This window comes from Streptacidiphilus rugosus AM-16, assembly GCF_000744655.1.
Classification (GTDB): Bacteria; Actinomycetota; Actinomycetes; order Streptomycetales; family Streptomycetaceae; genus Streptacidiphilus; species Streptacidiphilus rugosus.
In genome coordinates this window covers 2,156,376-2,178,085 of sequence record NZ_JQMJ01000004.1, presented here as the reverse complement: position 1 = coordinate 2,178,085, position 21,710 = coordinate 2,156,376, and the positions used below count along the sequence as shown (strand labels likewise).

At 74.1% G+C, this 21,710-nt stretch carries 20 protein-coding genes; 12 read left to right on the top strand and 8 right to left on the bottom strand.

What is annotated here, in order from left to right:
• Positions 1-20: 20 nt before the first annotated feature.
• The gene (locus tag BS83_RS18995) at positions 21-359 is read right to left on the bottom strand and encodes a DUF952 domain-containing protein (protein ID WP_037604926.1); all 339 of its coding nucleotides are present in this window, start codon (positions 357-359) and stop codon (positions 21-23) included.
• A gap of 75 nt (positions 360-434) precedes the next feature.
• Between BS83_RS18995 and BS83_RS18990 the strand changes: the two genes are divergently transcribed.
• The 4 genes from BS83_RS18990 (at position 435) to der (ending at position 5,345) form a co-directional block, all read left to right on the top strand.
• Entirely contained in the window at positions 435-1,568 is a 1,134-nt protein-coding gene (locus BS83_RS18990; RefSeq protein WP_037604925.1) for a M24 family metallopeptidase, read from the top strand.
• Between the two features lie 211 nt (positions 1,569-1,779).
• Entirely contained in the window at positions 1,780-2,862 is a 1,083-nt protein-coding gene (locus BS83_RS18985) for a prephenate dehydrogenase (RefSeq protein WP_037604924.1), read from the top strand.
• 249 nt (positions 2,863-3,111) lie between these two features.
• On the top strand, positions 3,112-3,810 hold the full coding sequence (gene cmk, locus BS83_RS18980; protein WP_037604922.1) for a (d)CMP kinase: 699 nt from the start codon (positions 3,112-3,114) through the stop codon (positions 3,808-3,810).
• Positions 3,811-3,881: 71 nt separating this feature from the next.
• Positions 3,882-5,345 (top strand): ribosome biogenesis GTPase Der, encoded by a 1,464-nt coding sequence (der, locus tag BS83_RS18975; protein ID WP_037604921.1) that lies wholly within the window; start codon positions 3,882-3,884, stop codon positions 5,343-5,345.
• Between the two features lie 9 nt (positions 5,346-5,354).
• Here der and BS83_RS18970 read toward each other — a convergent pair whose 3' ends face one another.
• Both BS83_RS18970 and BS83_RS18965 read right to left on the bottom strand, forming a co-directional pair.
• On the bottom strand, positions 5,355-5,702 hold the full coding sequence (locus tag BS83_RS18970) for a hypothetical protein (RefSeq protein ID WP_232248419.1): 348 nt from the start codon (positions 5,700-5,702) through the stop codon (positions 5,355-5,357).
• Between the two features lie 274 nt (positions 5,703-5,976).
• Entirely contained in the window at positions 5,977-6,813 is an 837-nt protein-coding gene (locus BS83_RS18965; protein ID WP_157597236.1) for a hypothetical protein, read from the bottom strand.
• 564 nt (positions 6,814-7,377) lie between these two features.
• Between BS83_RS18965 and BS83_RS18960 the strand changes: the two genes are divergently transcribed.
• Both BS83_RS18960 and BS83_RS18955 read left to right on the top strand, forming a co-directional pair.
• A complete protein-coding gene (locus tag BS83_RS18960) occupies positions 7,378-8,091 on the top strand; it encodes a LysM peptidoglycan-binding domain-containing protein (protein ID WP_037604920.1) in 714 nt (237 codons plus the stop codon).
• Positions 8,092-8,284: 193 nt separating this feature from the next.
• Positions 8,285-8,905: a LysM peptidoglycan-binding domain-containing protein gene (locus BS83_RS18955; protein WP_051943331.1), complete on the top strand. Its 621-nt coding sequence runs from the start codon at positions 8,285-8,287 to the stop codon at positions 8,903-8,905.
• A gap of 30 nt (positions 8,906-8,935) precedes the next feature.
• On the opposite strand, the gene BS83_RS18950 is transcribed toward BS83_RS18955, so the two are convergent.
• The 3 genes from BS83_RS18950 to BS83_RS18940 are packed head-to-tail and all read right to left on the bottom strand — an operon-like array spanning position 8,936 to position 12,838.
• Complete coding sequence (locus BS83_RS18950) at positions 8,936-9,592, bottom strand: ATP-binding cassette domain-containing protein (protein ID WP_037604919.1); 657 nt, start codon at positions 9,590-9,592, stop codon at positions 8,936-8,938.
• The gene (locus tag BS83_RS18945) at positions 9,582-12,236 is read right to left on the bottom strand and encodes an ABC transporter permease subunit (protein ID WP_051945447.1); all 2,655 of its coding nucleotides are present in this window, start codon (positions 12,234-12,236) and stop codon (positions 9,582-9,584) included. Before BS83_RS18945 ends, BS83_RS18950 begins: the two co-directional genes overlap by 11 nt.
• A 23-nt stretch (positions 12,237-12,259) precedes the next feature.
• Positions 12,260-12,838, bottom strand: coding sequence for a hypothetical protein (locus BS83_RS18940; protein ID WP_051943328.1), 579 nt, complete (start codon positions 12,836-12,838; stop codon positions 12,260-12,262).
• Positions 12,839-13,015: 177 nt separating this feature from the next.
• Between BS83_RS18940 and BS83_RS18935 the strand changes: the two genes are divergently transcribed.
• Both BS83_RS18935 and BS83_RS18930 read left to right on the top strand, forming a co-directional pair.
• On the top strand, positions 13,016-13,618 hold the full coding sequence (locus BS83_RS18935; protein ID WP_051943326.1) for a hypothetical protein: 603 nt from the start codon (positions 13,016-13,018) through the stop codon (positions 13,616-13,618).
• Positions 13,619-13,729: 111 nt separating this feature from the next.
• Positions 13,730-15,079 carry an ABC transporter substrate-binding protein gene (locus tag BS83_RS18930; RefSeq protein ID WP_037609376.1) on the top strand — a complete coding sequence of 450 codons (1,350 nt, stop codon included), beginning with the start codon at positions 13,730-13,732 and terminating at the stop codon, positions 15,077-15,079.
• Between the two features lie 58 nt (positions 15,080-15,137).
• Here BS83_RS18930 and BS83_RS18925 read toward each other — a convergent pair whose 3' ends face one another.
• Both BS83_RS18925 and BS83_RS18920 read right to left on the bottom strand, forming a co-directional pair.
• Positions 15,138-17,132, bottom strand: coding sequence for a hypothetical protein (locus BS83_RS18925; RefSeq protein ID WP_157597235.1), 1,995 nt, complete (start codon positions 17,130-17,132; stop codon positions 15,138-15,140).
• 227 nt (positions 17,133-17,359) lie between these two features.
• Positions 17,360-18,196 (bottom strand): alpha/beta fold hydrolase, encoded by an 837-nt coding sequence (locus tag BS83_RS18920; RefSeq protein WP_037604918.1) that lies wholly within the window; start codon positions 18,194-18,196, stop codon positions 17,360-17,362.
• Between the two features lie 333 nt (positions 18,197-18,529).
• On the opposite strand from BS83_RS18920, the gene BS83_RS18915 reads away from it, so the two are divergent.
• From BS83_RS18915 to BS83_RS18900, 4 genes are all read left to right on the top strand, one after another.
• Positions 18,530-19,336, top strand: coding sequence for an aquaporin (locus tag BS83_RS18915; RefSeq protein WP_232248416.1), 807 nt, complete (start codon positions 18,530-18,532; stop codon positions 19,334-19,336).
• Positions 19,337-19,346: 10 nt separating this feature from the next.
• Complete coding sequence (locus BS83_RS18910; RefSeq protein ID WP_157597234.1) at positions 19,347-19,763, top strand: UbiA prenyltransferase family protein; 417 nt, start codon at positions 19,347-19,349, stop codon at positions 19,761-19,763.
• 210 nt (positions 19,764-19,973) lie between these two features.
• Positions 19,974-20,252: a hypothetical protein gene (locus tag BS83_RS18905; RefSeq protein WP_157597233.1), complete on the top strand. Its 279-nt coding sequence runs from the start codon at positions 19,974-19,976 to the stop codon at positions 20,250-20,252.
• 309 nt (positions 20,253-20,561) lie between these two features.
• Positions 20,562-21,671, top strand: a complete 1,110-nt coding sequence (locus BS83_RS18900) for a hypothetical protein (RefSeq protein WP_051943322.1) — start codon at positions 20,562-20,564, stop codon at positions 21,669-21,671.
• Positions 21,672-21,710 lie beyond the last annotated feature (39 nt).

Below are 21,710 nucleotides of genomic sequence, written 5' to 3'. Positions count from 1 at the left end.
GGGCGTGGCGCTGGGTCCGGTCAGCTCCAGACCGCGAGCGAGGCCCAGCGGCCGCTCGCGTCCCGCTCGACCTCCAGCATGCCGACCACCGCGGCGCGGTTCACCGGCCCGTAGATGTGCGGGAAGGTCGCACCCTCGCCGACCTCGTCCCAGCGCACCGGCGCGTCCAGCGCGTCCTCGTCGATCAGCAGCACCATCAGCGGCCCCCGGGTGCGGGTGAATCGTGCGTTCGCGACGGCGAGGGTCTGCTCCTCGTCGCCGGAACAGTGGATGAACCCCTCCAGTGCCAGGGAGGCGGTGGCGTAGGGGCGGTCCGGATGTTCCAGCCACGCGTCGAGCGGAGTGAGGTGGAAGAGCATGTCCTGTTTGTACCTCAACCGGGCCCGTGCGAGTAGAGGGCTGCGGTGACGCGCGGGGCGTGATGGACTTGTGCCATGGCACACGACGCGGCTGTTGACCCCGCCCTTCACCCCGCCGACCGGATCGCCCTCGCCCAGGCTGCCGCGAAGTCCGCGGGGCTGGACGCCCTGCTGATCTCGCCCGGCGCGGACCTGCGCTACCTCACCGGCTACGAGGCGCTGCCCCTGGAACGGCTCACCTGCCTGGTCGCCCCCGCCGAGGGCGACCCCTTCCTCGTCGTCCCGCTGCTGGAGCAGCCCGCCGCCGAGGCCTCGCCGGTCGGCGCGCTGGACGTCGAGATCGTCCCCTGGCGCGAGACCGAGGACCCCTACGCGCTGGTCGCCGCCCGGCTGCCGCGCGGACTGGGCCGGGTCGGCCTGGACAACCACATGTTCGCGGAGAAGGTCCTCGCCTTCCGCGCCGCCCTGCCCGGGGCCGAGCAGGCGCTGGCCGGTCAGGTCCTCGGCGAGCTGCGGATGCGCAAGAGCCCCGCCGAGGTCGCCGCACTGCTGGAGGCCGCCGAGGCGATCGACCGGGTCCACTCCGCGATGGAGGAGTGGCTGCGCCCCGGCCGGACCGAGCGCGAGGTCGGCCGCGACATCGCCGACGCGATCACCGCGGCCGGCCACGCCACCGTCGACTTCGTCATCGTCGCCTCCGGGCCCAACGGTGCCAGCCCGCACGCGGAGGTCTCCGACCGGGTGATCCGCGAGGGCGAGCCCGTCGTCGTCGACATCGGCGGCACGATGCCTTCGGGGTACTGCTCCGACTCCACCCGCAACTACTGCGTCGGCCGCCCGCCCGCGCGCTACGACGCCCTGTACGAGGTGCTGCTCGCCGCACAGAAGGAGCAGTGCGACGCGGTGGCGCCGGGCGTGACCGCGGAGGCGCTGGACGCGGTCGGCCGGGACCTGATCACCGCGGCCGGCTACGGGGACTACTTCATCCACCGCACCGGCCACGGCATCGGCCTGGAGACCCACGAGGAGCCCTACATCGTCTCCGGCTCCGCCCGGCCGCTGGAGCCCGGCATGGCCTTCTCCATCGAGCCCGGCATCTACCTCCCCGGCGAGTTCGGCGCCCGGATCGAGGACATCGCCGTCTGCACCGCCGACGGCGGCGAGCGGCTCAACCTCACCAGCAGGGAGCTGCGCGTGCTGGCCCTCTGAGCCGACGCGGTGGCGTGCCGCGCGCGTCTTGCCCTGCGGACGGCTGTGTCAGCAGGCGGGCACCCGCGGTTACGGTGACGGGGCAGCGGCCCCGCCGATCGGATCGGACTGCGCCCCGAGCCGATCGGCCGCCGCGACGCCCGCCTGCACCTGGGGTCGGCGATGATGTTGTGCAGTTGTCGACGCATCCCAGATGAGGACGTACCCCGCCATGCGCACCGCCGTCGTGATCGGCACCGGACTGATCGGCACCTCCGCCGCGCTCGCGCTCACCAAGCGCGGCATAGCGGTCCACCTGCGCGACGCCGACCCCGACTCCGCCCGCACCGCGGCGTCGCTGGGCGCGGGCACGGTCGACCCGCCGGAGGGCGTCGTCGACCTGGCGGTCGTCGCGGTGCCGCCGGCCCTGGTCGGACGGGTCCTCGCGGCGGCCCAGGCGGAGGGCCTGGCCCGTCACTACACGGACGTCGCCAGCGTCAAGGAGGGCCCGCGCCAGGACGTCGTGGCACTGGGGTGCGACACCCGCGTCTACATCGGCGGCCACCCCATGTCCGGCGCCGAGCGCAGCGGCCCGCTGGCCGCCCGCGCGGACCTCTTCGAGGGCCGCACCTGGGTGCTCACGCCGATGCCGGACACCGACACCGACACCCTCAACGCGGCGCTGGAGCTGGTCGCCCTGTGTGGGGCGGTCCCTGTGGTCATGGACGCGGCGTCGCACGACCGCGCGGTCGCGCTCGTCTCGCACACCCCGCAGGTGCTGGCCTCGCTGGTGGCGGCCCGGCTGGAGCACGCCTCCGAGAACGCGGTCCGCCTGGCCGGGCCCGGCATCAGGGACACCACCAGGATCGCCGGGTCGAACCCGGCGATGTGGGTGGAGATCCTCAGCGCCAACGCGGGCGTGGTCGCCGACATCCTGGAGGAGCTGGCGGACGACCTCGGCGGCGCGGTCGCCGGCCTGCGCTCGCTCCAGACCGAGGACGAGGCGAAGCGCGGCGCGGGTGCGGAGGCCGTCGCCGACGTCCTCCGCCGCGGCAACGCGGGCCGGGCCCGCATCCCCGGCAAGCACGGGGCTCCGCCCACCCGCTACGAGGACGTGTCCGTCCTCATCGGCGACCAGCCGGGCGAACTGGCCCGCCTCTTCGCCGACGCGGGCCGCGCGGGGGTCAACATCGAGGACGTCACCATCGAGCACTCCACCGGCCAGCAGGCCGGCTTCGTCACCCTCGCCGTCGCCCCCGGCGTGGCCGCCACCCTCACCGCCGCCCTCCGCGACCGCGGCTGGAGCCTCCGGTAACACCGGCACGCTTCGCGAGGGCGGGGCACTTGCACAACCCAGGGGCGCGAGGAACTGCGCGACAAGCCACGCGCGTGCGGATGGTCCTCACCGCGCAGGGCCATCCGCAGGCCGGTGGTTGCTCGCGCAGTTCCTCGCGCCCCTGGGCACTGCATGGTTCCTCGCCGTTCTCGGGCGCAACGGAGTGCCGTGCGCGGACGGTAACCTTGGGGTAGACACCCCTGCCCTCCGCGCCCCGAAGGAATCACTGTGGACAACTCCTCTGCCCCGGTCGTCGTCGTGCTCGACGGACCCGCAGGCACCGGAAAGTCGACCGTGTCGCGGGAGATCGCGTCGCAGCTGGGTCTCAGCTTTCTCGACACCGGGGCCATGTACCGCGCCATGACCTACTGGCTGCTGAGCAACGGCGTCGAGGTCGACGACGCCGACGCGGTCGCGGTCGCGTCAGGGAAGCCGGCGATCGTGTCCGGGACGGACGCCGGTCGGCCGACCATCACCGTGGACGGCGTGGACGTCTCGACGCCCATCAGGGAGCAGCCGGTGACCGCCGCCGTCAGCGCGGTCAGCGCCGTGCCGGAGGTGCGGGCCCGGCTCGTCGAACTGCAGCGGGAGTCCGCGCTCGCCGCGCCCCGCGGCATCGTCGCCGAGGGGCGCGACATGGGCACCGTGGTCTTTCCCCGCGCCGACCTGAAGGTCTTCCTCACCGCCTCCGCCGAGACCCGCGCGGCCCGTCGCGCCGCGCAGCTCGGGGTCACCGACGAGACCGAGATAGCGGCCATCCTGGCCGACATCAACCGCCGCGACGCCGCCGACTCCAGCCGGGCCACCGCCCCGCTGCGCAAGGCCGAGGACGCCGTCGAGGTCGACACCAGCGAGATGACCCCGGACATGGTCGTCGCGTACATCATCGGGCTGGTGCACGACCGCGCCGCCGCCCGCCTGGGCTGACTCCGCCCGCCGGGCCCCGCGCCCGCCCCGAACCACCTGCCGCAGCTGAAGACGAGAGTTGGCACCGCCAGATGAGCATTGAGAACGCCGGACACGCCGGTCACGGCGAGCTGGACGACGCCGAGTACGCCGAGTTCATGGAGCTCGCCGCCGAGGAGGGCTTCGACCTCGACGAGGTCGACCTCGACGCCGTGGGCCGTCACGTGCCGCTGCCGGTGCTCGCCGTGGTGGGCCGTCCGAACGTCGGCAAGTCCACGCTGGTCAACCGCATCATCGGCCGCCGCGAGGCGGTCGTCGAGGACCGCCCCGGCGTCACCCGGGACCGGGTCCAGTACGAGGCCACCTGGAACGGGCGCCGCTTCAAGCTGGTCGACACCGGCGGCTGGGAGATCGACGCGCTGGGCCTGGAGGGCCTGGTCGCCGCGCAGGCCGAGATGGGCATCGAGAACTCCGACGCCGTGCTCTTCGTCGTGGACGCCAACGTCGGCGCGACCGACACCGACGAGGCGCTGGTCAAGCTGATCCGCCGCTCCGGCAAGCCGGTCGTGCTCTGCGCCAACAAGGTCGACGGCATCTCCGGCGAGGCCGACGCCGCCGCGCTGTGGAACCTCGGCCTGGGCGAGCCCTTCCCCGTCTCCGCCCTGCACGGCCGCGGCTCCGGCGACCTGCTCGACGCGGTCCTGGAGAAGCTGCCCGAGGCGCCCGAGCAGACCTTCGCCGCCGACCAGATCGTCGGCGGCCCGCGCCGCGTCGCGCTGATCGGCCGCCCGAACGTCGGCAAGTCCAGCCTGCTGAACCAGGTCGCCGGCGAGGACCGCGTGGTCGTGAACGAGCTGGCCGGCACCACCCGTGACCCGGTCGACGAGATGATCACGCTCGGCGGCAAGACCTGGAAGTTCATCGACACCGCCGGCATCCGCCGCCGCGTGCACCAGACCGCGGGCGCTGACTTCTACGCCTCCCTGCGGACCGGCGCCGCCCTGGAGAAGGCGGAGGTCGCGGTCATCCTGATCGACTGCAGCGAGACGCTCGCCGAGCAGGACACCCGGATCATCTCCATGGCCGTGGAGGCGGGCCGCGCCGTCGTCATCGCCTACAACAAGTGGGACCTGCTCGACGAGGAGCGCCGCTACTACCTGGAGCGCGAGATCGAGCAGGACCTGGTCCAGGTCCAGTGGGCGCCCAGGGTCAACGTCTCCGCGCGTACCGGCCGCCACATGGAGAAGCTGGTCCCGGCGATCGAGACGGCGCTGGAGGGCTGGGAGACCCGCATTCCGACCGCGCGTCTGAACGCGTTCCTCGGCGAGCTGGTCGCGGCCCACCCGCACCCGGTGCGCGGTGGCAAGCAGCCGCGCATCCTGTTCGGCACGCAGGCGGGCACCAAGCCGCCGCGCTTCGTGCTGTTCGCCTCGGGCTTCATCGAGGCGGGCTACCGGCGCTTCGTCGAGCGCCGGCTGCGCGAGGAGTTCGGCTTCGTCGGCACGCCGATCTCGATCTCCGTGCGGGTCCGCGAGAAGCGCGGCCGCAAGAAGTAGCCGACGCGGTCACGCCTCGCCGGGCGGCAGCGAGAGGAAGCTGCGGTGCCGCCCGGCCCCGGGCGGCGCGAGGTGGGGGACCTGCGGCGCGGCGAAGTCCGAGAAGTAGGGGAGCTTGAAGCCCTCCTCGCCGGTGCGGTCCCCCGGCAGGGTCCGGAAGAGGCGGCGGAACTCGCCATACAGCGCGTCGTAGATCGGCGTGTCCCGGCCCGCGTCGCGCTCGAACGCGGGCCGCATGGCCGGGATGGCCGTCGGCAGGGGCACCGCGACGGTCTCCGCGTACGCGGAGGACGGCGTCGGGGGCGGGGGCCAGGCGGCGGCGCGGCGGGGCGGGGGGAAGGTGTCAAAGGTGTGCACGTAATGGCCAACGACACAGCCTTGTTCAGGATGCGGCCCACTTGCGGTGACGAAGGGCGCTCACCCGTCACTGTGCGCTCCCACCGTCAGTTGCAACCCCTTCGGGGCGCGAGGCGCGCTGCTTGACGAACTTGCGTGCGCGACAAGCCGCCCGGCGGGGCGGGGCCCCGATCGCGCAGGGCCGTCCGCCCGTCAGTGGTTGCTCGCGCTGTTCCTCGCGCCCCCGGGTGGTGCGACTGTCTCCGTCGGCAGACGCCCGGCGTCCCGGGGCGTCTCAGGTGCCGGCGAGGGGGAGGACCGCGCCGAGGAGGAGGCCGCGGCGGGCGGCGCCGTCGAGGGCGTGGCGGAGGAGGTCCTCCCGCGGCTGGCGCCCGATGCTGCCGGCCGGGGCCGCGTACATGATGACCTCGGCCTGCTGCGAAGCAGCCGACCGCCACGCGTCGGTGACCTGCAACGGCGCGTGCGCCTGCCACCAGGCGTTCGTGCCGCCGCCCTGCGCGGGCTGGAGGACGGCGTGGAGCTGCCCCATGGCCATCAGGACCGACCAGCCGCGCAGCTGCGCCGGCGGGCGGTCCACGTCGGCGATGAGCTGGAAGCCGTGCTCCTGCAGCAGCTCCACGAACGCGTCCTCGCCCACCGTCGTGCCGGGCCGCCCGACCGGGCCCGTCGGCTCGACGACCAGCGCCGCGCGCGGCGTTCCGGGGAAGGGGCCCTGCTGGCACAGCACCAGGCCGCAGGTCACCCCGAGGACGGCGGGCGCGGTCTGGCCGCCGCCCGTCGGCATCGGGACGGGGGCGGGGGCCGGCATGGGGACGGGCTCGGCCGGCGCCGCCATCGCGGCGCTGATGCTGCGGACGGCGCCCTGCAACTGCTCCTCGGCCACCTCGACCACCTGGGACGGGATGCAACGGGAGTGGGCGAAGGCCAGGACCGCCGTCTCCTCGCCGACGAACAGCACCGTCGCCGTCGGGTCCTGCGTCACGTCGCCTGGCGCGCGGCAGGAGGTGCAGTCGTAGCGGTCGGGGGCGGTCGCCCCCTGGAGCAGGCGGTCGGCCTCGTCGTCACCGATCTCGGCACGGACCTCGTCGCTGACGTCGATCATGCGCTGCACGAATGACTCCTCGAATCGCGGGGGCCGGAGCGCGTCTGCCCGGCCGTGATGACAAACGCACCGGATGTGGTCGGGGTCACGGTTGGCGCCGCGAGGACGCGGGAAAGAGTTCGGATTCGGTCACGCGCGGGCGTCTGATGGTGACCCTCTGTCTACCGTGTGGGGCAGCTCACGAGACGGCGGACCGCCTGTTCTGTGACCGGGGTCACGAAATCGCGGCGCCGTCGCTTCGACAAAGGTCCCAATTCGGACATCTCTCTCCGGATTCCTTGATCCTTACTGCCGGTAACGGCTTCGTGAGCTGGGACTTCGCTCAGGGGTTTGAGTCTCGTGCCCCGGAGTTCCTACGGTCGTTGACGTCGGTGCAACGAGCACCACCCGGGTTCGCCCGACTCCGCACGACCCGTGCAGCGCCCCGAGGCGCAGCGCGGCGACGTGCCCGCCGCCGCACGGACAGGTCGGCGGCGAGTGGCGGAGCGAGGGCGCGGACCAGCGAGGCGCGGAGCCGTAGAGGCGCTGCGCGCCAGGTCCGCCGACCCGCCCGGGGCTGTCGAAAGGCTTTTCATGAAGTTCCGCGTTCGTACCGCCGTCGTCTCCGCCACCCTCCTCGCGGCCCCGGTCGCCGGTCTGCTCACCGCGACCAGCGCCAACGCGGCCTCGGTCTCCACCTGGGACGCGGTCGCGCAGTGCGAGTCGGGCGGCGACTGGTCGATCAACACCGGCAACGGCTTCTACGGTGGCCTGCAGTTCACCAACAGCACCTGGGCCGCCTACGGCGGCACCCAGTACGCGGCGAGCGCCGACCAGGCCACCAAGGGCCAGCAGATCGCCGTCGCCGAGCAGGTCCTGGCCTCCCAGGGCCCGGGCGCCTGGCCCGTCTGCTCCGTCCAGGCCGGCCTGAGCGCCGGTGGCGCCGCCGCCTCCGTCGACACCTCCGGCGGCAGCTCCTCCAGCGCCTCCTCCAACTCGGGCGCTGCCGACTCCTCGAACACCTCGAGCACCTCGGGCGCCTCCTCGGACAGCAGCGCGTCCTCGCAGGGCGGCAGCTCCGCCTCGCAGGACGCCACCCCGGCGCCCAGCGCCCCGGTGCAGCAGAGCACCCCCGCGCCGACCAGCAGCAACGCCTCCGGCAGCTACACCGTCAAGTCCGGTGACACCTTGAGCGAGATCGCGGCCGCCCACGGCGTCGACTGGAAGTCGCTGTACTCCGCCAACAAGGGCACCATCGGCGGCGACCCGAACCTGATCCTGCCGGGTCAGGTCCTGAACCTCGGCTGAGGATCGATCTCCTGATCGGTTCGGCCGGGCACGCGTGACTGCGTGACGACACCAGCGCGGCCCCAGCTCCGGCGGGGGCCGCGCTGTCGCGTTCCCCGAGTCCCACCACGGTTGCGACGTTCGGGTGAGCGGACGGCGTGGCGGATCATCATAAAGTCTGACCGCAGCCCGAGCCGACGTAGCGTCAGCCGCCATGGGCATAGGCAGAAAGTGTCTGATCGGTTCCGCGCTCGGCGGCTCGGCCGCGCTGCTCGGCCTGCTGCCGCCGGTCGCTGACGCGGCGTCGGACCGGGTCGGGACCTCGGTGTGGGACCGGCTCGCGATGTGCGAGAGCAGCGGCCGGTGGCACGTCAACACCGGCAACGGGTACTACGGCGGCGTCCAGATCTCCCTGGAGACCTGGAAGGAGACCGGCGGGCGGCGCTACGCGTCCCGTCCGGACCTGGCTTCCAAGGCACAGCAGATCGTCATAGCGGAGAAGATCCTCGCCTGGCAGGGCTGGGACGCCTGGCCGAGCTGCTCGCGGGACCTCGGCCTGAGCGGGCGTCCGACCGGCGGCAAGCCCCCGGTCGCCAAGCCGCCCGCCCCCAAGCCGCCCACCCCCAAGCCTCCCGTCGCGCAGCCGCCCACCGGCACGCCGCCGGTCGTGACGGTGCCCGCGACCTACACGGTCGCGTCCGGCGACAGCCTCGCCTCCATCGCCCACCGCTTTCAGCTGCAGGGCGGCTGGCCGGCCCTCTACGACCGCAACCGCGCGCTCATCGGGCCGAACCCGGACAACCTGAACGCGGGGACGGTGCTGCGGCTGCGCTGAACCCTGCCGACCAGGGAGCCCCGGGCCGACTCAGGCGGGCTCGTACGCGGACACCACCGCTCCGCGTCTCAGCTCGTAGACCAGGTCGACCGCGGCCGGTGCGGGCGGCAGCGACTGCTCCGCCAGCACCACCGTCCGGCCCGCGGCCACCAGGGCCGACAGCGCCACGTGGACGCGGGCCACGACCTCCTCGGCGAGGCCCAGGCCCAGTTCGTCCAGGAGCAGCAGCCGCGCCGGGCCGGTGAGCGCGCGGGACAGGGCCACCATGCGCTGCTCCCCGCCGGAGAGCGTGCCGGCGGTGCGCGGCAGCAGCCGGGACAGTTCGGGGAAGAGCTCCAGTGCCGCGGGCACCCCCGAGCCGCTGAGCAGTGTCAGGTTCTCGGCGACGCTGAGCGAGGGGAAGACCGCCCGCTCGGCGGGAAGCAGGGCGATCCCGAGCCGGGAGCGGCGGTAGGCGTCCAGCGCGCCGATCTCCCGCGGCCGATCCTTTCCGCCGTACCAGCGCACGCTGCCCTCGGTGAGCGGTACGACGCCCGCGAGTGCGTGCAGCAGGCTGGTGCGCCCCGAGCCGTTGCGGCCCAGCAGCACCGTCGTCGCCCCTGAGGGCACCGCCAGGTCCACCCCGTGCAGGGCCTCCAGCGGCCCGTAGCGGACCCTGGCCCCGCGCAGTTCGATCTCAAGTGCCATGCCGCACCGGCCCGCGGGTGTGGAACTCGGTCCGGCCCGCGCTCATCACGTGGACGCCGGAGGCCAGCTCGTCGATGAGTTCGCGGTCGTGCTCGACCAGCAGCAGTCCGGGGCCGTCCTCCGCCAGTGACCGCAGCAGCTCCACCAACAGCGCCGTCTCACGCCGGTCCAGGCCCGCGCCGGGCTCGTCGAGCAGCAGCACCACCGGTTCGGCCGCCAGCGCCCGGCCCAGCTCGACCAGCCGCAGCGTCCCGGTCGGCAGCCCGGCCGCCGCCTGGTCGCGCAGCGCGGCCAGACCCAGCAGCCGCAGCACCCGCTCCGCGTCCTCGGCGGACCGGCGGGCACTGCGCCCGGCCGCCTGCTCCGCGCCGACGCGGATGTTGTCCGCGACGGTGAGGCCGGGAAAGACCGCGATCTGCTGGAAGGTCCGCGCCAGGCCGAGGCGGGCGCGGGCGTGCTCGGGCAGCCGGGTGAGATCCCGCCCGCCCAGCAGCACCTGCCCGGAGTCGGGCCTGCCCGCGCCGCTGAGGCAGTCGAACAGGGTGCTCTTGCCCGCGCCGTTGGGACCGGTCAGCGCCGTGATCCGGCCCGGCGGCACGGCCAGGGTGACGCCGTCCACGACCGCCCAGCCGTCGAAGCGACGGGTCAGGTTCCGCGCCGTCAGCCGGACGCCCTCGCGCCGGGGCAGCGGGGTCGGGGCCGGCGACCGTTCGGCCGCGGCCTCGCCCGCCGGTGCGGGCAGGCGGATCCGGGCGGCCAGTTGCCGGCCCAGCGGGCTGAGCCGCGCCCCTTCCTCCGGTGCCCCGGCGAGCAATCCCCCCGCCCGGCCGTTCCGGTGCGGCCGCAACCGGGCCAGCCCGGCCAGCCCGCCCGGCGGCATCCGGCCCAGCAGCAGCGCCAGCGCGCCGATCGCCGCCGCCGACACCCCGACCACGGTCCCCGCGTCGAGCCCGACCAGCAGCGCCGCCGCGAGCACCGCGCCCACCGCGCTGTCCGCGCCGAAGACGACCACGGCGGCGAACCAGGTCAGCCCGAGCACCGGGTCGAAGGTGTTCGGGTCGAAGGCCTGCCCGCCGAGCCCCAGCAGCCCCCCGCCGAGCGCCGCCAGCGCCGCGCCGACGACGAAGGCCAGCAGCTTCAGCCTGGGCACGTTCACGCCCGCCGCCGCCGCTCCGGCCTCGTGATCGCGCATCGCGCCCAGCGCCCGTCCGAGCCGGCCCCGGCGCAGCGCCCTGACCAGCAGCAGCGCGGCCGCCAGCAGCGCCAGCTCCAGGCCGTAGAAGAAGCGGTCGTGCCCGAGCAGTCCGACCCGGTCCAGCACCACCCCGGCCGTGGCGGCGGGCTGCTGGAACACCAGCCGGCTGATCGCGGTGCCGAGCGCGAAGGTCGTCAGCGCCAGCGCGAGACCGCGTCGCCGGATCGCGGGCCAGCCCACCAGCAGGCCGAGCGGCGCGGCCACCAGGACCGCGACCAGCAGGGCGACCGGTGCGGGGAAGGCGGGCAGGCCGGGCAGCCGACCGCCCGCCAGCAGCCCGGTGAAGAGCGCGCCGAGCCCGGCGTACCCGGCCTGCCCGAGGGAGACCTGGCCGCCGTAGCCGGTCACCACCACGATCGAGAGCAGCACCAGCGCCAGCGCGGGGACCTGCAGCGCCGCCCGCAGGTCGTCGGGGCGGAAGGCGAACGGCAGCAGGAGCAGCGTCGCGCAGCCCACCTGGGCGGCGAAGGCGCGGGAGGAGCCGGGCCGGGGCGGCGGGCCCGTCAGCGCGGGCCGGTAGCCGCGGTGCTCCGACCCCGCGGCGCGCAGCGGCACCAGCAGCACGGCGGCCAGCAGCGCCAGCACGAAGAGGTTCGCCCCCACGGCCTGGAGCAGCGACTGCGGCCAGCCGCCTGGGTGGAACTGGGTCAGCTCGCTCTGCAGCACCCCGATGGCGAGCGCCGCCGCCACCGCGGCCGAGAGGCTGCGCAGGCCGGCGATGACCGCGACCGCGATCGTCTCCATCACCAGCAGCGGCAGCCCGTAGGGGTCCAGCCGCAGTCCCGGCGCGAGCACCGCGCCGGTGAGTCCCGCCGTGAACGCGCCGAAGGCCCAGCCGACCGAGGAGACCCGGTCGGCGTCCACGCCGGCGAGCTCGGCCAGCCGCCGGTTGTCGACCACCGCCCGGACCTGTGTCCCGAACGGCGTCCAGCGCCCGACCGCGGCCACCCCCGCCCCCAGCACCGCGACCACGGCCAGCACCGCCCACGGTGAGGACGGCAGCAGGTCGGGCGCGTCGCCCAGCGGCGTCGGCCCCCAGAGCAGGAACGCCGTGCCGACCAGCAGCACGAAGACGCCCAGGCACGCGACCAGCGTCTCGACCGGTCCCGCCCCACGCCGCTGCAGGTGCCGGAAGACGGCGGCGTCCAGCGCCCAGCCGATCCCGGGGGCGAGTACGAACAGGCAGGCCAGGACCGCGAGCGGACGCGGCCAGTGCCACACCACGATGGTCTGCCGCAGCGCGTAGGCGGTGATCATGGCGATCGCGCCCTGGGCGAGGTTCAGCACGCCGGTGGCCCGGAAGCAGACGACCAGGCCGATGCCGGACAGCGCGGCGGCGGCCCCGACGGTCAGGCCCGCCTGGGCGAGGTCCAGCGGGAGCGAGGCCAGCTGCGCGACCGGGGTGGCCGGGGTCACTCAGGCCCCGGCGCGGAGGGTGTCGGACCGCCCGGCTGGTCGGGGGCGCACAGCGGACACGGCCGCAGCCCCCGGTCGCGCGCCCCGGCCGGGGTCACCGGCAGGGCGTCGCCGCGACCTTCGACCAGCAGGCAGCCGGCCCGATGGTAGGTGCGCCCGTTCGGCAGATACGACAGCCGCGTCGGAACGCCGCTGCCGGCCGCCGTGGCCAGGCCGCCGCCCTGGGGGGTCCGGCCCGCCTCCTCCACCAGCAGGTCGTACAGGAGCGCGAGCTGCCGGCGCAGCTCCTCGTCCCGGCCGGAGCGCTCCCGCTCCTGCTCCCTCGCCTGCTCGGGGTCGGGCCTGGCGATCAGCACCGCGCCCGCGACGATCAGCGCCGCCCCTGGGATACTGGCCGAAGCGAGGTAAGGGAGCTGCCGTTCGGCGTAGCGCTCACCGGAGATCCCGTACCAGCCCAGTACGCAGAGCAGCGCGCCCGCTGCGCCGCAGACCCATCCGGTCCTGCCGGCTCCCCAGCTGAGCGATCTGCCCCGCGGCAGGCGCAGGCCGCGTACCCCCGGTGGCGGCTCGTTCATGGCGTCCTTCTCTCGCGGTCCCTGGCCCGGTCCCCGGCCCGAATGGTCACGTTCCCTCATCAATACCCGCAGGAGAGGGTTCCTGACGATCCCCTGGGGGCTAGCTTGGTCATCAAGAACTGATGCTAAGTCAGATTTGATGACCGAGCTGATTTCACGACAGGGCGGTGAAGGTTCATGGACACAGACCGGGAGGGCACGGCCGGTCCGCGCACCCTCGTGTTCCGGGCGGGCACGGCGGCGGCGGTTCTGCTGCTCGCAGCGGCCTGCAGCAGCAGCGCCACCACGACGTCCGCCGGCCCGAGTCCGGCGGCCCCGACCACCCAGGCGGCCACGGCCCCCGCGGCCGGCAGTCCCGCCGCCTCGGCCGTCTCCTGCAGCAGCACCGCCGCGCCGACGGTCTCCGGCAGCGGACCCGCCGACACGGCCGGCGCCGCGTCGAAGATCGCCACGAACTACGCGCAGTTCTTCGACCCGGCGACCCCGGCGGCCACGAAGATCGGCCTGCTGCAGAACGGCGCGGCCTTCGCGCCGGTCATGCAGATGTTCGGGAAGGACCCGCAGGCGGCGCAGACCACGGTCGGCGTCACCGCGGTGAACTTCACCGGCGCGACCACGGCCGACGTCACCTTCGACGTCTGCCTCACCGGCACGGTCGCCCTCCCCGGCAGCAAGGGGAAGTCCGTCCTGGAGAGCGGTACCTGGAAGGTCGGCGACGCGACCCTCTGCAGCCTGCTCCAGCTCAAGGCCGGCGCCACCAAGATCCCCGGCTGCTCCTGAGCCCGAAGGGACGCAGTCACGAAGGCACGACAGGATGAACGGGTGACGCGTCAGCACACGCAGCGCACGCAGGGCACGCTCCGCACCGCGGAGGTGGCGGGCGCCCGCGGCGTGAGGAGGGCCCTCGGGGTCGTCCTCACGCTGCTGGTGCTGCTCGCCGCCGCCACCGGACTCACCGCCTGCGGCAGCCGGCTGCCGCTCAAGGACTTCGGGACGGCCCCCGCCGCGGCCGGTCCCGCCGGCCAGGCCGGGCCGCCGATCCCGGTGGGCATCGTGACCTCCGTCAGCAGCCCGATCGGCGGCGACGCCTTCACCGGACCGCTCTACGGCGCCCAGGCCTTCTTCCGCGCGCTGAACGACGCGGGCGGCATCGGCGCGGTCGGCGGCGCGGGCGGACGCCAGGTGAAGGTCTTCACCTGCGACGACAGCGGAGCCGGCATCGGCAACCAGAGCTGCGTGCACCAGTTGGTCGACCAGGACCACGTGGTCGCCCTGGTCTCCGGCAGCGTGCTGCAGTACGCGGGGGCCTCCTACGTCAGCTCCCAGGGCGTCCCCGACATCGGCGGCATCACCATCGGCACCGCCTACGACCAGTACCCGCACCTCTACCAGATCTACGGCAGCGACGAGCCGCGCAATGGCAGGACGGTCGGCTGGAACGGCGTGATGTACCAGACCACGGAGGTCTACCGGTACTTCAAGGAGAGGCTCGGCCTCAGCCGCGCGGTCGTCGTCTCCTACAACCAGGCCGACTCGGCCCGCTACGCCGCCGAGCTGACCCAGGGTCTCAAGGCCGAGGGCTACGACGTGCTCAGCGAGACCGTCGACTTCGCGCTGCCGGACTTCGCGGCCGTCGCCGCCGGGATGAAGGCGGACCACGCGCAGCTGCTGCTCGACGCCATGGACGTGCGCGGCAACACCGGCCTGTGCCAGGCCATGGCCTCGGCGGGCGTGACGGTGTCGGCGAAGGTGACCAACGAGCAGAACTGGTCCGAGCAGGTCCGCCAGGACTACCGGCAGGTCCCCGGCTGCCGTGCGGCGCTGTGGACCACGTCGGACGCGCGCAACTACGAGGACGTCCAGTACCCCGCCGTCGCCGCCTTCCGCGCCGCCGTGCAGAAGTACTACCCGGACCGGCAGGGGCAGCTGTCCGAGTGGGAGCTGCTCGGCTGGGCCGGCGCGCAGTGGTTCACCGACGCCGCGGCCTCCTGCGGCGCGAACGTCACCCGCTCCTGCGTCGACGCCTACATGAACCGCCCCGAGCTCTACGACGCCCACGGCGTGCTGATCCCCACGGACTTCGTGCCGCGCGCGACACCGCCCAGCGGTCCGCAGCACGCCTGCCTGAACGTGGCCCGCTGGGAGGACTCGGCCCAGGGCGGCAAGGGCGGCTGGGTCACCCAGACCCCGGACATGAACGCCAACTGCTTCGCCGTGCCCGCGCTGCCGTTCCGGCCGTGAGGTCCGGTGTGGTCCGGGTGAGGCTCGGCGTCGTCCGGCGGGCACGGTCGGAACGGCCCTAGCGTCCCTGCAGTCCCTCCACGCCGGTGTGGGGGATCAGGCTGTCGTTGGAGTGCCCGCGTCCGAAGCCCTGCCCGGTGGACAGCACCTTGCGGACCGCGGCCGGGAGCGACGAGGGGTCCGGGCCCACGCCGATCAGCTGCGAGGACAGGCTCATCGGCTCAGAGGTCACCGCGCGCAGCAGGATCCTGCCCCGCACCCCCGGCGTGTCCACCCCGTCGTAGGGCGCCTTGAGCAGGTAGACCGCGCTGCTGTGCGGGGCCAGCGAGGCGGGCCCGGCGAGCACCTTCCAGTAGTCGGAGATGGTCGCCCCCGTGCTGGTCGCGAAGTGCGGGCTCACCGCCTCGTCGCTGGTGTTGCTGACGGTGACCCTGACCCGCTGCAGCAGGTCCACCAGGGCGAGCCGCCCGCTTCCCGCCGTACCGCTCATCGCGGTGACGGTCATCCGCAGCGGCGGTGGGGTGAGCACCGCGGCGCAGACGGCCACCGCGGTCGGCGCCAGCAGCAGCGGCACCAGCGCCGTCCGCACCGACCGCGAGGCCAGCCAGCCGAAGCGCGGATGCCAGGCCCGGTCGAAGTCGGCGGCGGAGACCGTCGCCGCGGCCATCACCCACAGCGGCACGGTCAGGTCGAAGTAGTCCTGCTGGGAGCGGGTCGACAGGTAGAAGACCAGCCACGGCATCACCGTCACCGCGGGGCCGAGCCTGCGCGGGAAGAGCACCAGCAGCACCATCATCGCCAGCCCGAGCAACTGCCCGGCGACACTGTAGAGATGGAGGTCGCCGCTGCCCGAGGTGAAGAACGAGGAGATGCCGACCAGGCCCTGACCTGCGGGGATCGCCTGCTGTGTCAGCGGCGTCAGCACCCCCTCCAGCCAGGCGCGCGGGCCCTGCAGCACGAAGGGGAGGTTGATCGCCAGGAAGACGCCGGCGCTGATCGCCGCGTAGCGCACCACGACGCGGGCCGCGTCACGGGCGGGCAGTTCGCCGCGCCGGATCATGAACAGGCCGATCAGCAGGAACGGCGCCAGGAACCAGGTCAGCTGGTGCAGGCAGGCCGCGATCCCGAGGCAGACCGCCTGGGTGACGCCGATCCGGCCGAGCCGCCCGCCGCGCCCGGTCCGGTGCCAGTAGGCGACCGCGACCAGCAGGAACGGCAGCTCCATGCAGCCCGGATAGCCCATCTGCGCGTAGTTGGGCAGCCAGCCGAAGCCGAAGCAGACGATCACCGCGACCGGTCGCCAGGCGACCGGCAGCAGCACGAACATCACCGCCGAGGCGACCAGCAGCATCGCCGTCGCGGCCAGCCCGGCGGGCGGATGGCTCAGGTGCAGGCCCATCGGCACGGCTGTGAACACCGGACCGAGCGGCGGGTAGTCGAGCCCGGTCGCCGAGCCGCCGTTCATCAGCGGGGTGGTCCCGACGTGGAACACCCGGAAGATCTGCGGCCACTGCGTGCCGTAGACGTGCCCGCCGTGCAGCAGCGTCCGCGCCGCCATGTGGATCAGCGAGCCCTCGTCCGTGCCGTAGTAGACGTGGCTCGACTGCACGCCGGGGACCGGCGGCCTGGCGGCGGTGACTACGTAGAAGCGGTTCAGGCACTGCAGCGCCGCCACGGTCAGCATCGACGCGTCCACCAGCGTCATGCTGCGGCGGGTGCGGACGCTGAGCGCCAGCACGGCGATCGCCAGGATCGCGCCGAAGTACAGGATCACCGCGAAGGCGTGGACCTGCTGGTTGACGATGGTGCGGTTCCAGATGTCCCGCGCGCCGATCAGCATGGACGCACAGGCCAGTACCGTCAGCATCCGGTTGACCTGCGCGGGCGGCAGCCGCAGCAGTTCCGGGGCGCTGTGCCCGGCCAGCAGCCAGCGCAGGGCACGGCGCAGGCGCTCGCCGTGCGGGCGGCGGGGAACGGCGACGACCGGTACTGCGGTGTCGTCCGGCTCGTCGTCGAGCGGCGCGGCGGGGTCACGGGACATCACAGGTGGCACGCCCGAATGGTGACACGCTGTCAGCAGCGCCGCCGGAACCGCCCTCACCCGCGCGGCCCCGGCCGCACCCTTCTGACCTGCGGATTTCCAGCGGCGGGTGCGGCCGACGGTTTTCACACGATCGGGTGAGCCCAGCGGATGGCCCGGCTGCTGACAGGGCCCGCCCTGTTCGCCCCCGCCCTGTTCGCCCCCGCCCTGTTCGCCCCTGCGCTGTTCGCCCCCGCGCCCTAGGCGTCCCTGCTGGCCTCCAGGATCGTCCGGGCCACCAGCTCGGGGTCGTCGTTCATGGGGACATGTCCGCAGCCGGGCAGCCGGACGACCTTGGCCTTGGGCAGGCGCCGCTCGGCGCGGTCGGCCTGCTTCGGCAGCAGCAGCCGGTCCCGGCTGCCCCAGCCGACGGTGACGGGGACGTCGGTCACCTCGGCGGTGAAGTTGACGTCGAGGCCCGCCCGCAGGGTGGCGGAGAAGCCCCGGGCGTCGCGCAGCGCCCGCGTCTCGGCGACGGCGTCCTCGGGGGAGCGGAGCTTCGGCCGGGCGTAGATGCTGCCGACCAGCAGGCCGCGGGTGCTCGGATTGGCGGCGAGGCGGCGGACCACGGACTCGGGCAGGGTGCGTGAGCCGAAGCGCATGTAGAGCAGCACCGCGAAGGCGTACACCTGCTCGGGCCGGTTCCAGAAACCGGCGGGAGAGAGCGCGGTGACGGAGCGGGCCAGGCCGCGGCGGCCCATCTCCAGGGCCAGCAGTCCGCCGAGCGAGTTGCCCGCCACGTGCGGACGCTCGACCCCGAGCGCGTCGCAGAGCAGTCCGAGTGACGGTACGACGGTGTCCAGGTCGTACGGGGTCCCGGGCGGCAACGGCGCGGAGGTGCCGAAGCCGGGCAGGTCGACGGCAAAGACCTCGTGCTCCTCGGCGAGCGCCGGCAGGACCGGCTCCCAGGCCTGCCAGTGGTGCCCGATTCCGTGCAGCAGGAGCAGGGGCGTGCCGCTGCCCCGGCGCTCGTACCGCACGGTGACGGTTCGTGGGCCCTGGGCGGTGTCGTGCTGGTAGGAGACCTCGGCGGGCATGGCGGCGCTCCCTGTGTGTCGCGACGGACCTTGTTGGACCTGATGTCAGTAAGAATTACCGGACGGTAGCTTCCGCGACAAGAGGGATGGCCCGGCCCGTGGGTTGACAAAATGTTGAAGTCTGGCTTCCCTTCCTCTCATGGGGAGCGAAACGTCCAGGTGGGGTGGGTCATGACGGCAGGCGTGGGGGCTGGATCGAGCGTCGGCTCGGGCGCGGCCCCGGGCCCGGGCTCGGGTGCGGGCGGGCGTCCGGGTCGGGGCGCAGATCCGGGCGCGGGTGAGTCGGCCGGTGCCGTCGCGGGTCCGGATGAGGGTGCGGATGTGGGTTCGGGCGTGGGTTCGGTCGCGGGTCCTGGCTCGGGCGCGGCGCGTCGGCAGGTGGCGCGCAGGCTCGGCGGGGAGGCGGTGGGGACCGCGCTGCTGGCGGCGACGGCGGTCGGCACGGGGGAGAAGGCCGCGGGCCTGGGCGCCACCCCCGGCATCGCCCTGCTGGCCGGCTCGCTGGCCACCGCCCTGGCGCTGGCCGTGCTGATCACGCTCCTCGCGCCCGTCTCCGGCGGCCACCTCAACCCCGTGGTCACGCTGGCCGGTTGGCGGCCCTCGCGGCGTGGCGGCGGTCCGGTCGCCGCGTATCTCGCCGCGCAGACGGCGGGCGCGCTGGGCGGCACGGTGCTGGCCGAGGCGATGTTCGGACGTCCGCTGCTCTCGCTCACGGGCGCGCGCCACGGTGGCGCCGCGCTGCTGCTCGGCGAGGCGGTGGCGACGGCCGGACTGGTCCTGGTCGTGCGCGGGCTGGTCCGCAGCGGCCGGGAGGGGCTGCTCGGCGTGCTGGTTCCGGCCTATGTCGGCGCGGGCATCTGGTTCACCTCCTCCGGCGCCTTCGCCAACCCGGCCGTCACGCTCGCCCGTGCGCTGATCGGCGGTCCGGCGGGCCTCGCGCCCGGGTCCCTTCCGGGCCTGCTGGCCGCCCAACTCCTGGGCACCGCCGCCGGTGCGGCGCTCGCCGCCTGGCTCTTCCCGGCGTCGGGCAGCGGTCTCGCGGTACCGACGGAAGCAGATGATTCCTCCGGAATCGACCAAGAAGAACGACGTGCCGAGATCAGCGTGTCCTGCTGCTGTCAGTCCCTTTTGTCGTCCTAGTCTGCGCGGCATGAGTGAGATAGCCGGCGTTCGCGCCAGGGGGAAGTCGGGGGCGGTCGCCCACACCGTCCGGACCGCGCGGACGTGCGCGGCCGAGGCACGGCCCGTGGTGCAGATCGTGTTCGTGATGCGGTTCATGACCGGCCTCCTGTTCCAACTGCCGGGCACCCTGAGCCCGTTCAGGGCGGCGCTCGGAGCCCTCGGCTGGCGCGGCGACGCCCTCGCGGGCCGCCGCACCCTCGCGGTGGTCCGCGGCGAGCGGGCCGCCCGCGTCCTCTCCGCCGCGGGCGCGGTCTGGGTCGCCCTGCGCTGCCGCCGCCCGCACGCCGCCCGTGGCCCGTACCGCGCGTTCATGGTCACGCAGTACGCCACCCATGCCGCGATGCTGACGGCGTTGGCGGTCCGGTCGGCGGAGACGGCCGCCTGAGACCGACGCCTGGCTCTGCCGCCTGAGACATCCGGGCGGCGCGACAGTCGGGCAGCCGGACGGCCGGACGGCCGGGCTGCGGTGCGGCCGGTGCGGTGGTGAACCCGAAGCGGCGCCTCCCGTTCTGACCAGCGGAGGAAGCCGGTCCGCCCTGTATCGCGAGCGGGCCGCCCCTTAGGATCGGACGGGGGCAGGACGTGAGGGGCGTCCGTGGATTCGGGGGGCGGGCAGTCGATGGGGGTGCGGTCGGTCGCGGGTCGGTTCGAGGACGAGCGACCCAGGATCGTCGAGGCCCACGAGCGCGCCCTGGCGGCGTCGGGCAGTCCGCTGCTCGCCCGCGGGCGCTGGTCCCGGGTCAGGCGCCAGGCCGAGTCCATCCTGCGCGACTGCGCGGCGGGCCTGCGCGGCCAGTCGCCGGAGCTCACCGACACGAACGCGACCGACGAGGCGTCGCGGAACAGGAATGCCGCTGATGCCGACGAGTCGTGACCGCGACACGGCCACCGTTCTCGCACCGCACTCCGCCCGGCGCGCTGACATGACCTCCGCCCCGGTCCGGAAGCCGGACTCCGCCGCACCGGGCACCGACCGCCGCCGGACCCCGGCGCCCGCGGGCCCGCTGCCCGCCGATCCTTTTCCGTCCCGCCCGCGCCTCCTGTCCCCGCGCCTCCTGTCCCGCCTCCTGTCCCGCGCCTCCTGTCCCGCGCCTCCTGTCCCCGCGCCTCCTGTCCCCGCGCCTCCGGTCCCCTGGACCGCCGTGCCGCCGCCGCGCTGCGCCGCCTGCTGCCCGCGCTCGCCGTGTACGTCGCGGTGCGCGGCCTCGGGGTGCTGCTCGTGTGCTGGTGGGGCTGGGCTCACGGCATCGCGCCGGTGACCCGGCTCGGCACCCTGTGGGACGCGGGCTGGTACGCGCGCATCGTCGACCACGGTTACGCCGCCTCCGACGGCCTGATCGGGGCCCACGGGGTCCCCTTCTCGCCGCGGGCCTTCTTCCCGCTCTACCCCGGAGTCGCCCGTCTCGTCGCGGAGGCCACCGGACTGCGCACGGCGGGCGCGCTCGTCCTCACCGCCTGGCTCGCCTCCGCGGCCGCCGCCTGCGGCATCTTCGCCGTCGCGGACCGGCTCCGGGGCCGCCGGGTCGGGCTCGCCGCGGTGGTGCTGTGGGGTGCGCTGCCGCTCGCGGCGGTGGAGTCGATGGGCTACTCGGAATCGCTCTTCACCGCCCTGTGCGCCTGGTGTCTCTACGCGCTGCTGCGGGCACGGTGGTTGACGGCCGGTCTGCTCTGTCTCCTGGCCGGTCTGGCCCGCCCCAGCGCCACCGCGCTGATCGCCGCCGTCATGGTCGCCGCCGCTCTCGAGATGCGCCGGACCCGGGCCTGGCGGTGGCGTCCGGTCCTGGCGGCCGGGCTGGCCCCGCTGGGCTGGCTGGGCTACATCGGCTACGTGAGCCTGGCGGAGGGGTCACTCGCGGGGTACTTCCGTATCCAGACGGCCTGGGGCACCCGCATCGACGGGGGCTGGAGCACGCTCTGCTGGTACGGGGACGTCTTCACGCACCTGTTCGCCGACCACGAAGCCCGGCATCATGCCTTCGGCCGACTGCCGATCGCAGTGACCGGCCTCGTGTACCTCGCCCTGCTCGTCGTCTGCCTGTGCGGGCGCGCCCCGCGGCGTCAACCGGCCGCGTTGCTCGTCTTCGGCGCGGGCATGATGACCATAGACTTCGTCAACTCCTCGCCGGTGCCGCCGATCGCACGCTTCCTGGTGCCCGCCTTCACGCTGCTCCTCCCGGCGGCGCAGTGGCTGGCCGCGCGCCCGGCCCTCGGCCGCTGGCTGCTGACGGCGGCCGCGATCGGCTCCGCCTGCTACAGCGTCAGCGTCACCTTCCACGGCGGCGCGCCCTCCTGACCCGGTGGCCCGGATCGGAAGGGCGCGCCGTGTGCGCGT

Coding starts and splice junctions, on each gene's coding strand:
- BS83_RS18995 (WP_037604926.1), bottom strand. CDS start 359: ATGCTCTTCCACCTCACTCCGCTCGACGCGTGGCTGGAACATCCGGAC.
- BS83_RS18990 (WP_037604925.1), top strand. CDS start 435: ATGGCACACGACGCGGCTGTTGACCCCGCCCTTCACCCCGCCGACCGG.
- BS83_RS18985 (WP_037604924.1), top strand. CDS start 1,780: ATGCGCACCGCCGTCGTGATCGGCACCGGACTGATCGGCACCTCCGCC.
- der (WP_037604921.1), top strand. CDS start 3,882: ATGAGCATTGAGAACGCCGGACACGCCGGTCACGGCGAGCTGGACGAC.
- BS83_RS18960 (WP_037604920.1), top strand. CDS start 7,378: ATGAAGTTCCGCGTTCGTACCGCCGTCGTCTCCGCCACCCTCCTCGCG.
- BS83_RS18955 (WP_051943331.1), top strand. CDS start 8,285: ATGGGCATAGGCAGAAAGTGTCTGATCGGTTCCGCGCTCGGCGGCTCG.
- BS83_RS18950 (WP_037604919.1), bottom strand. CDS start 9,592: ATGGCACTTGAGATCGAACTGCGCGGGGCCAGGGTCCGCTACGGGCCG.
- BS83_RS18940 (WP_051943328.1), bottom strand. CDS start 12,838: ATGAACGAGCCGCCACCGGGGGTACGCGGCCTGCGCCTGCCGCGGGGC.
- BS83_RS18935 (WP_051943326.1), top strand. CDS start 13,016: ATGGACACAGACCGGGAGGGCACGGCCGGTCCGCGCACCCTCGTGTTC.
- BS83_RS18920 (WP_037604918.1), bottom strand. CDS start 18,196: ATGCCCGCCGAGGTCTCCTACCAGCACGACACCGCCCAGGGCCCACGA.
- BS83_RS18910 (WP_157597234.1), top strand. CDS start 19,347: ATGAGTGAGATAGCCGGCGTTCGCGCCAGGGGGAAGTCGGGGGCGGTC.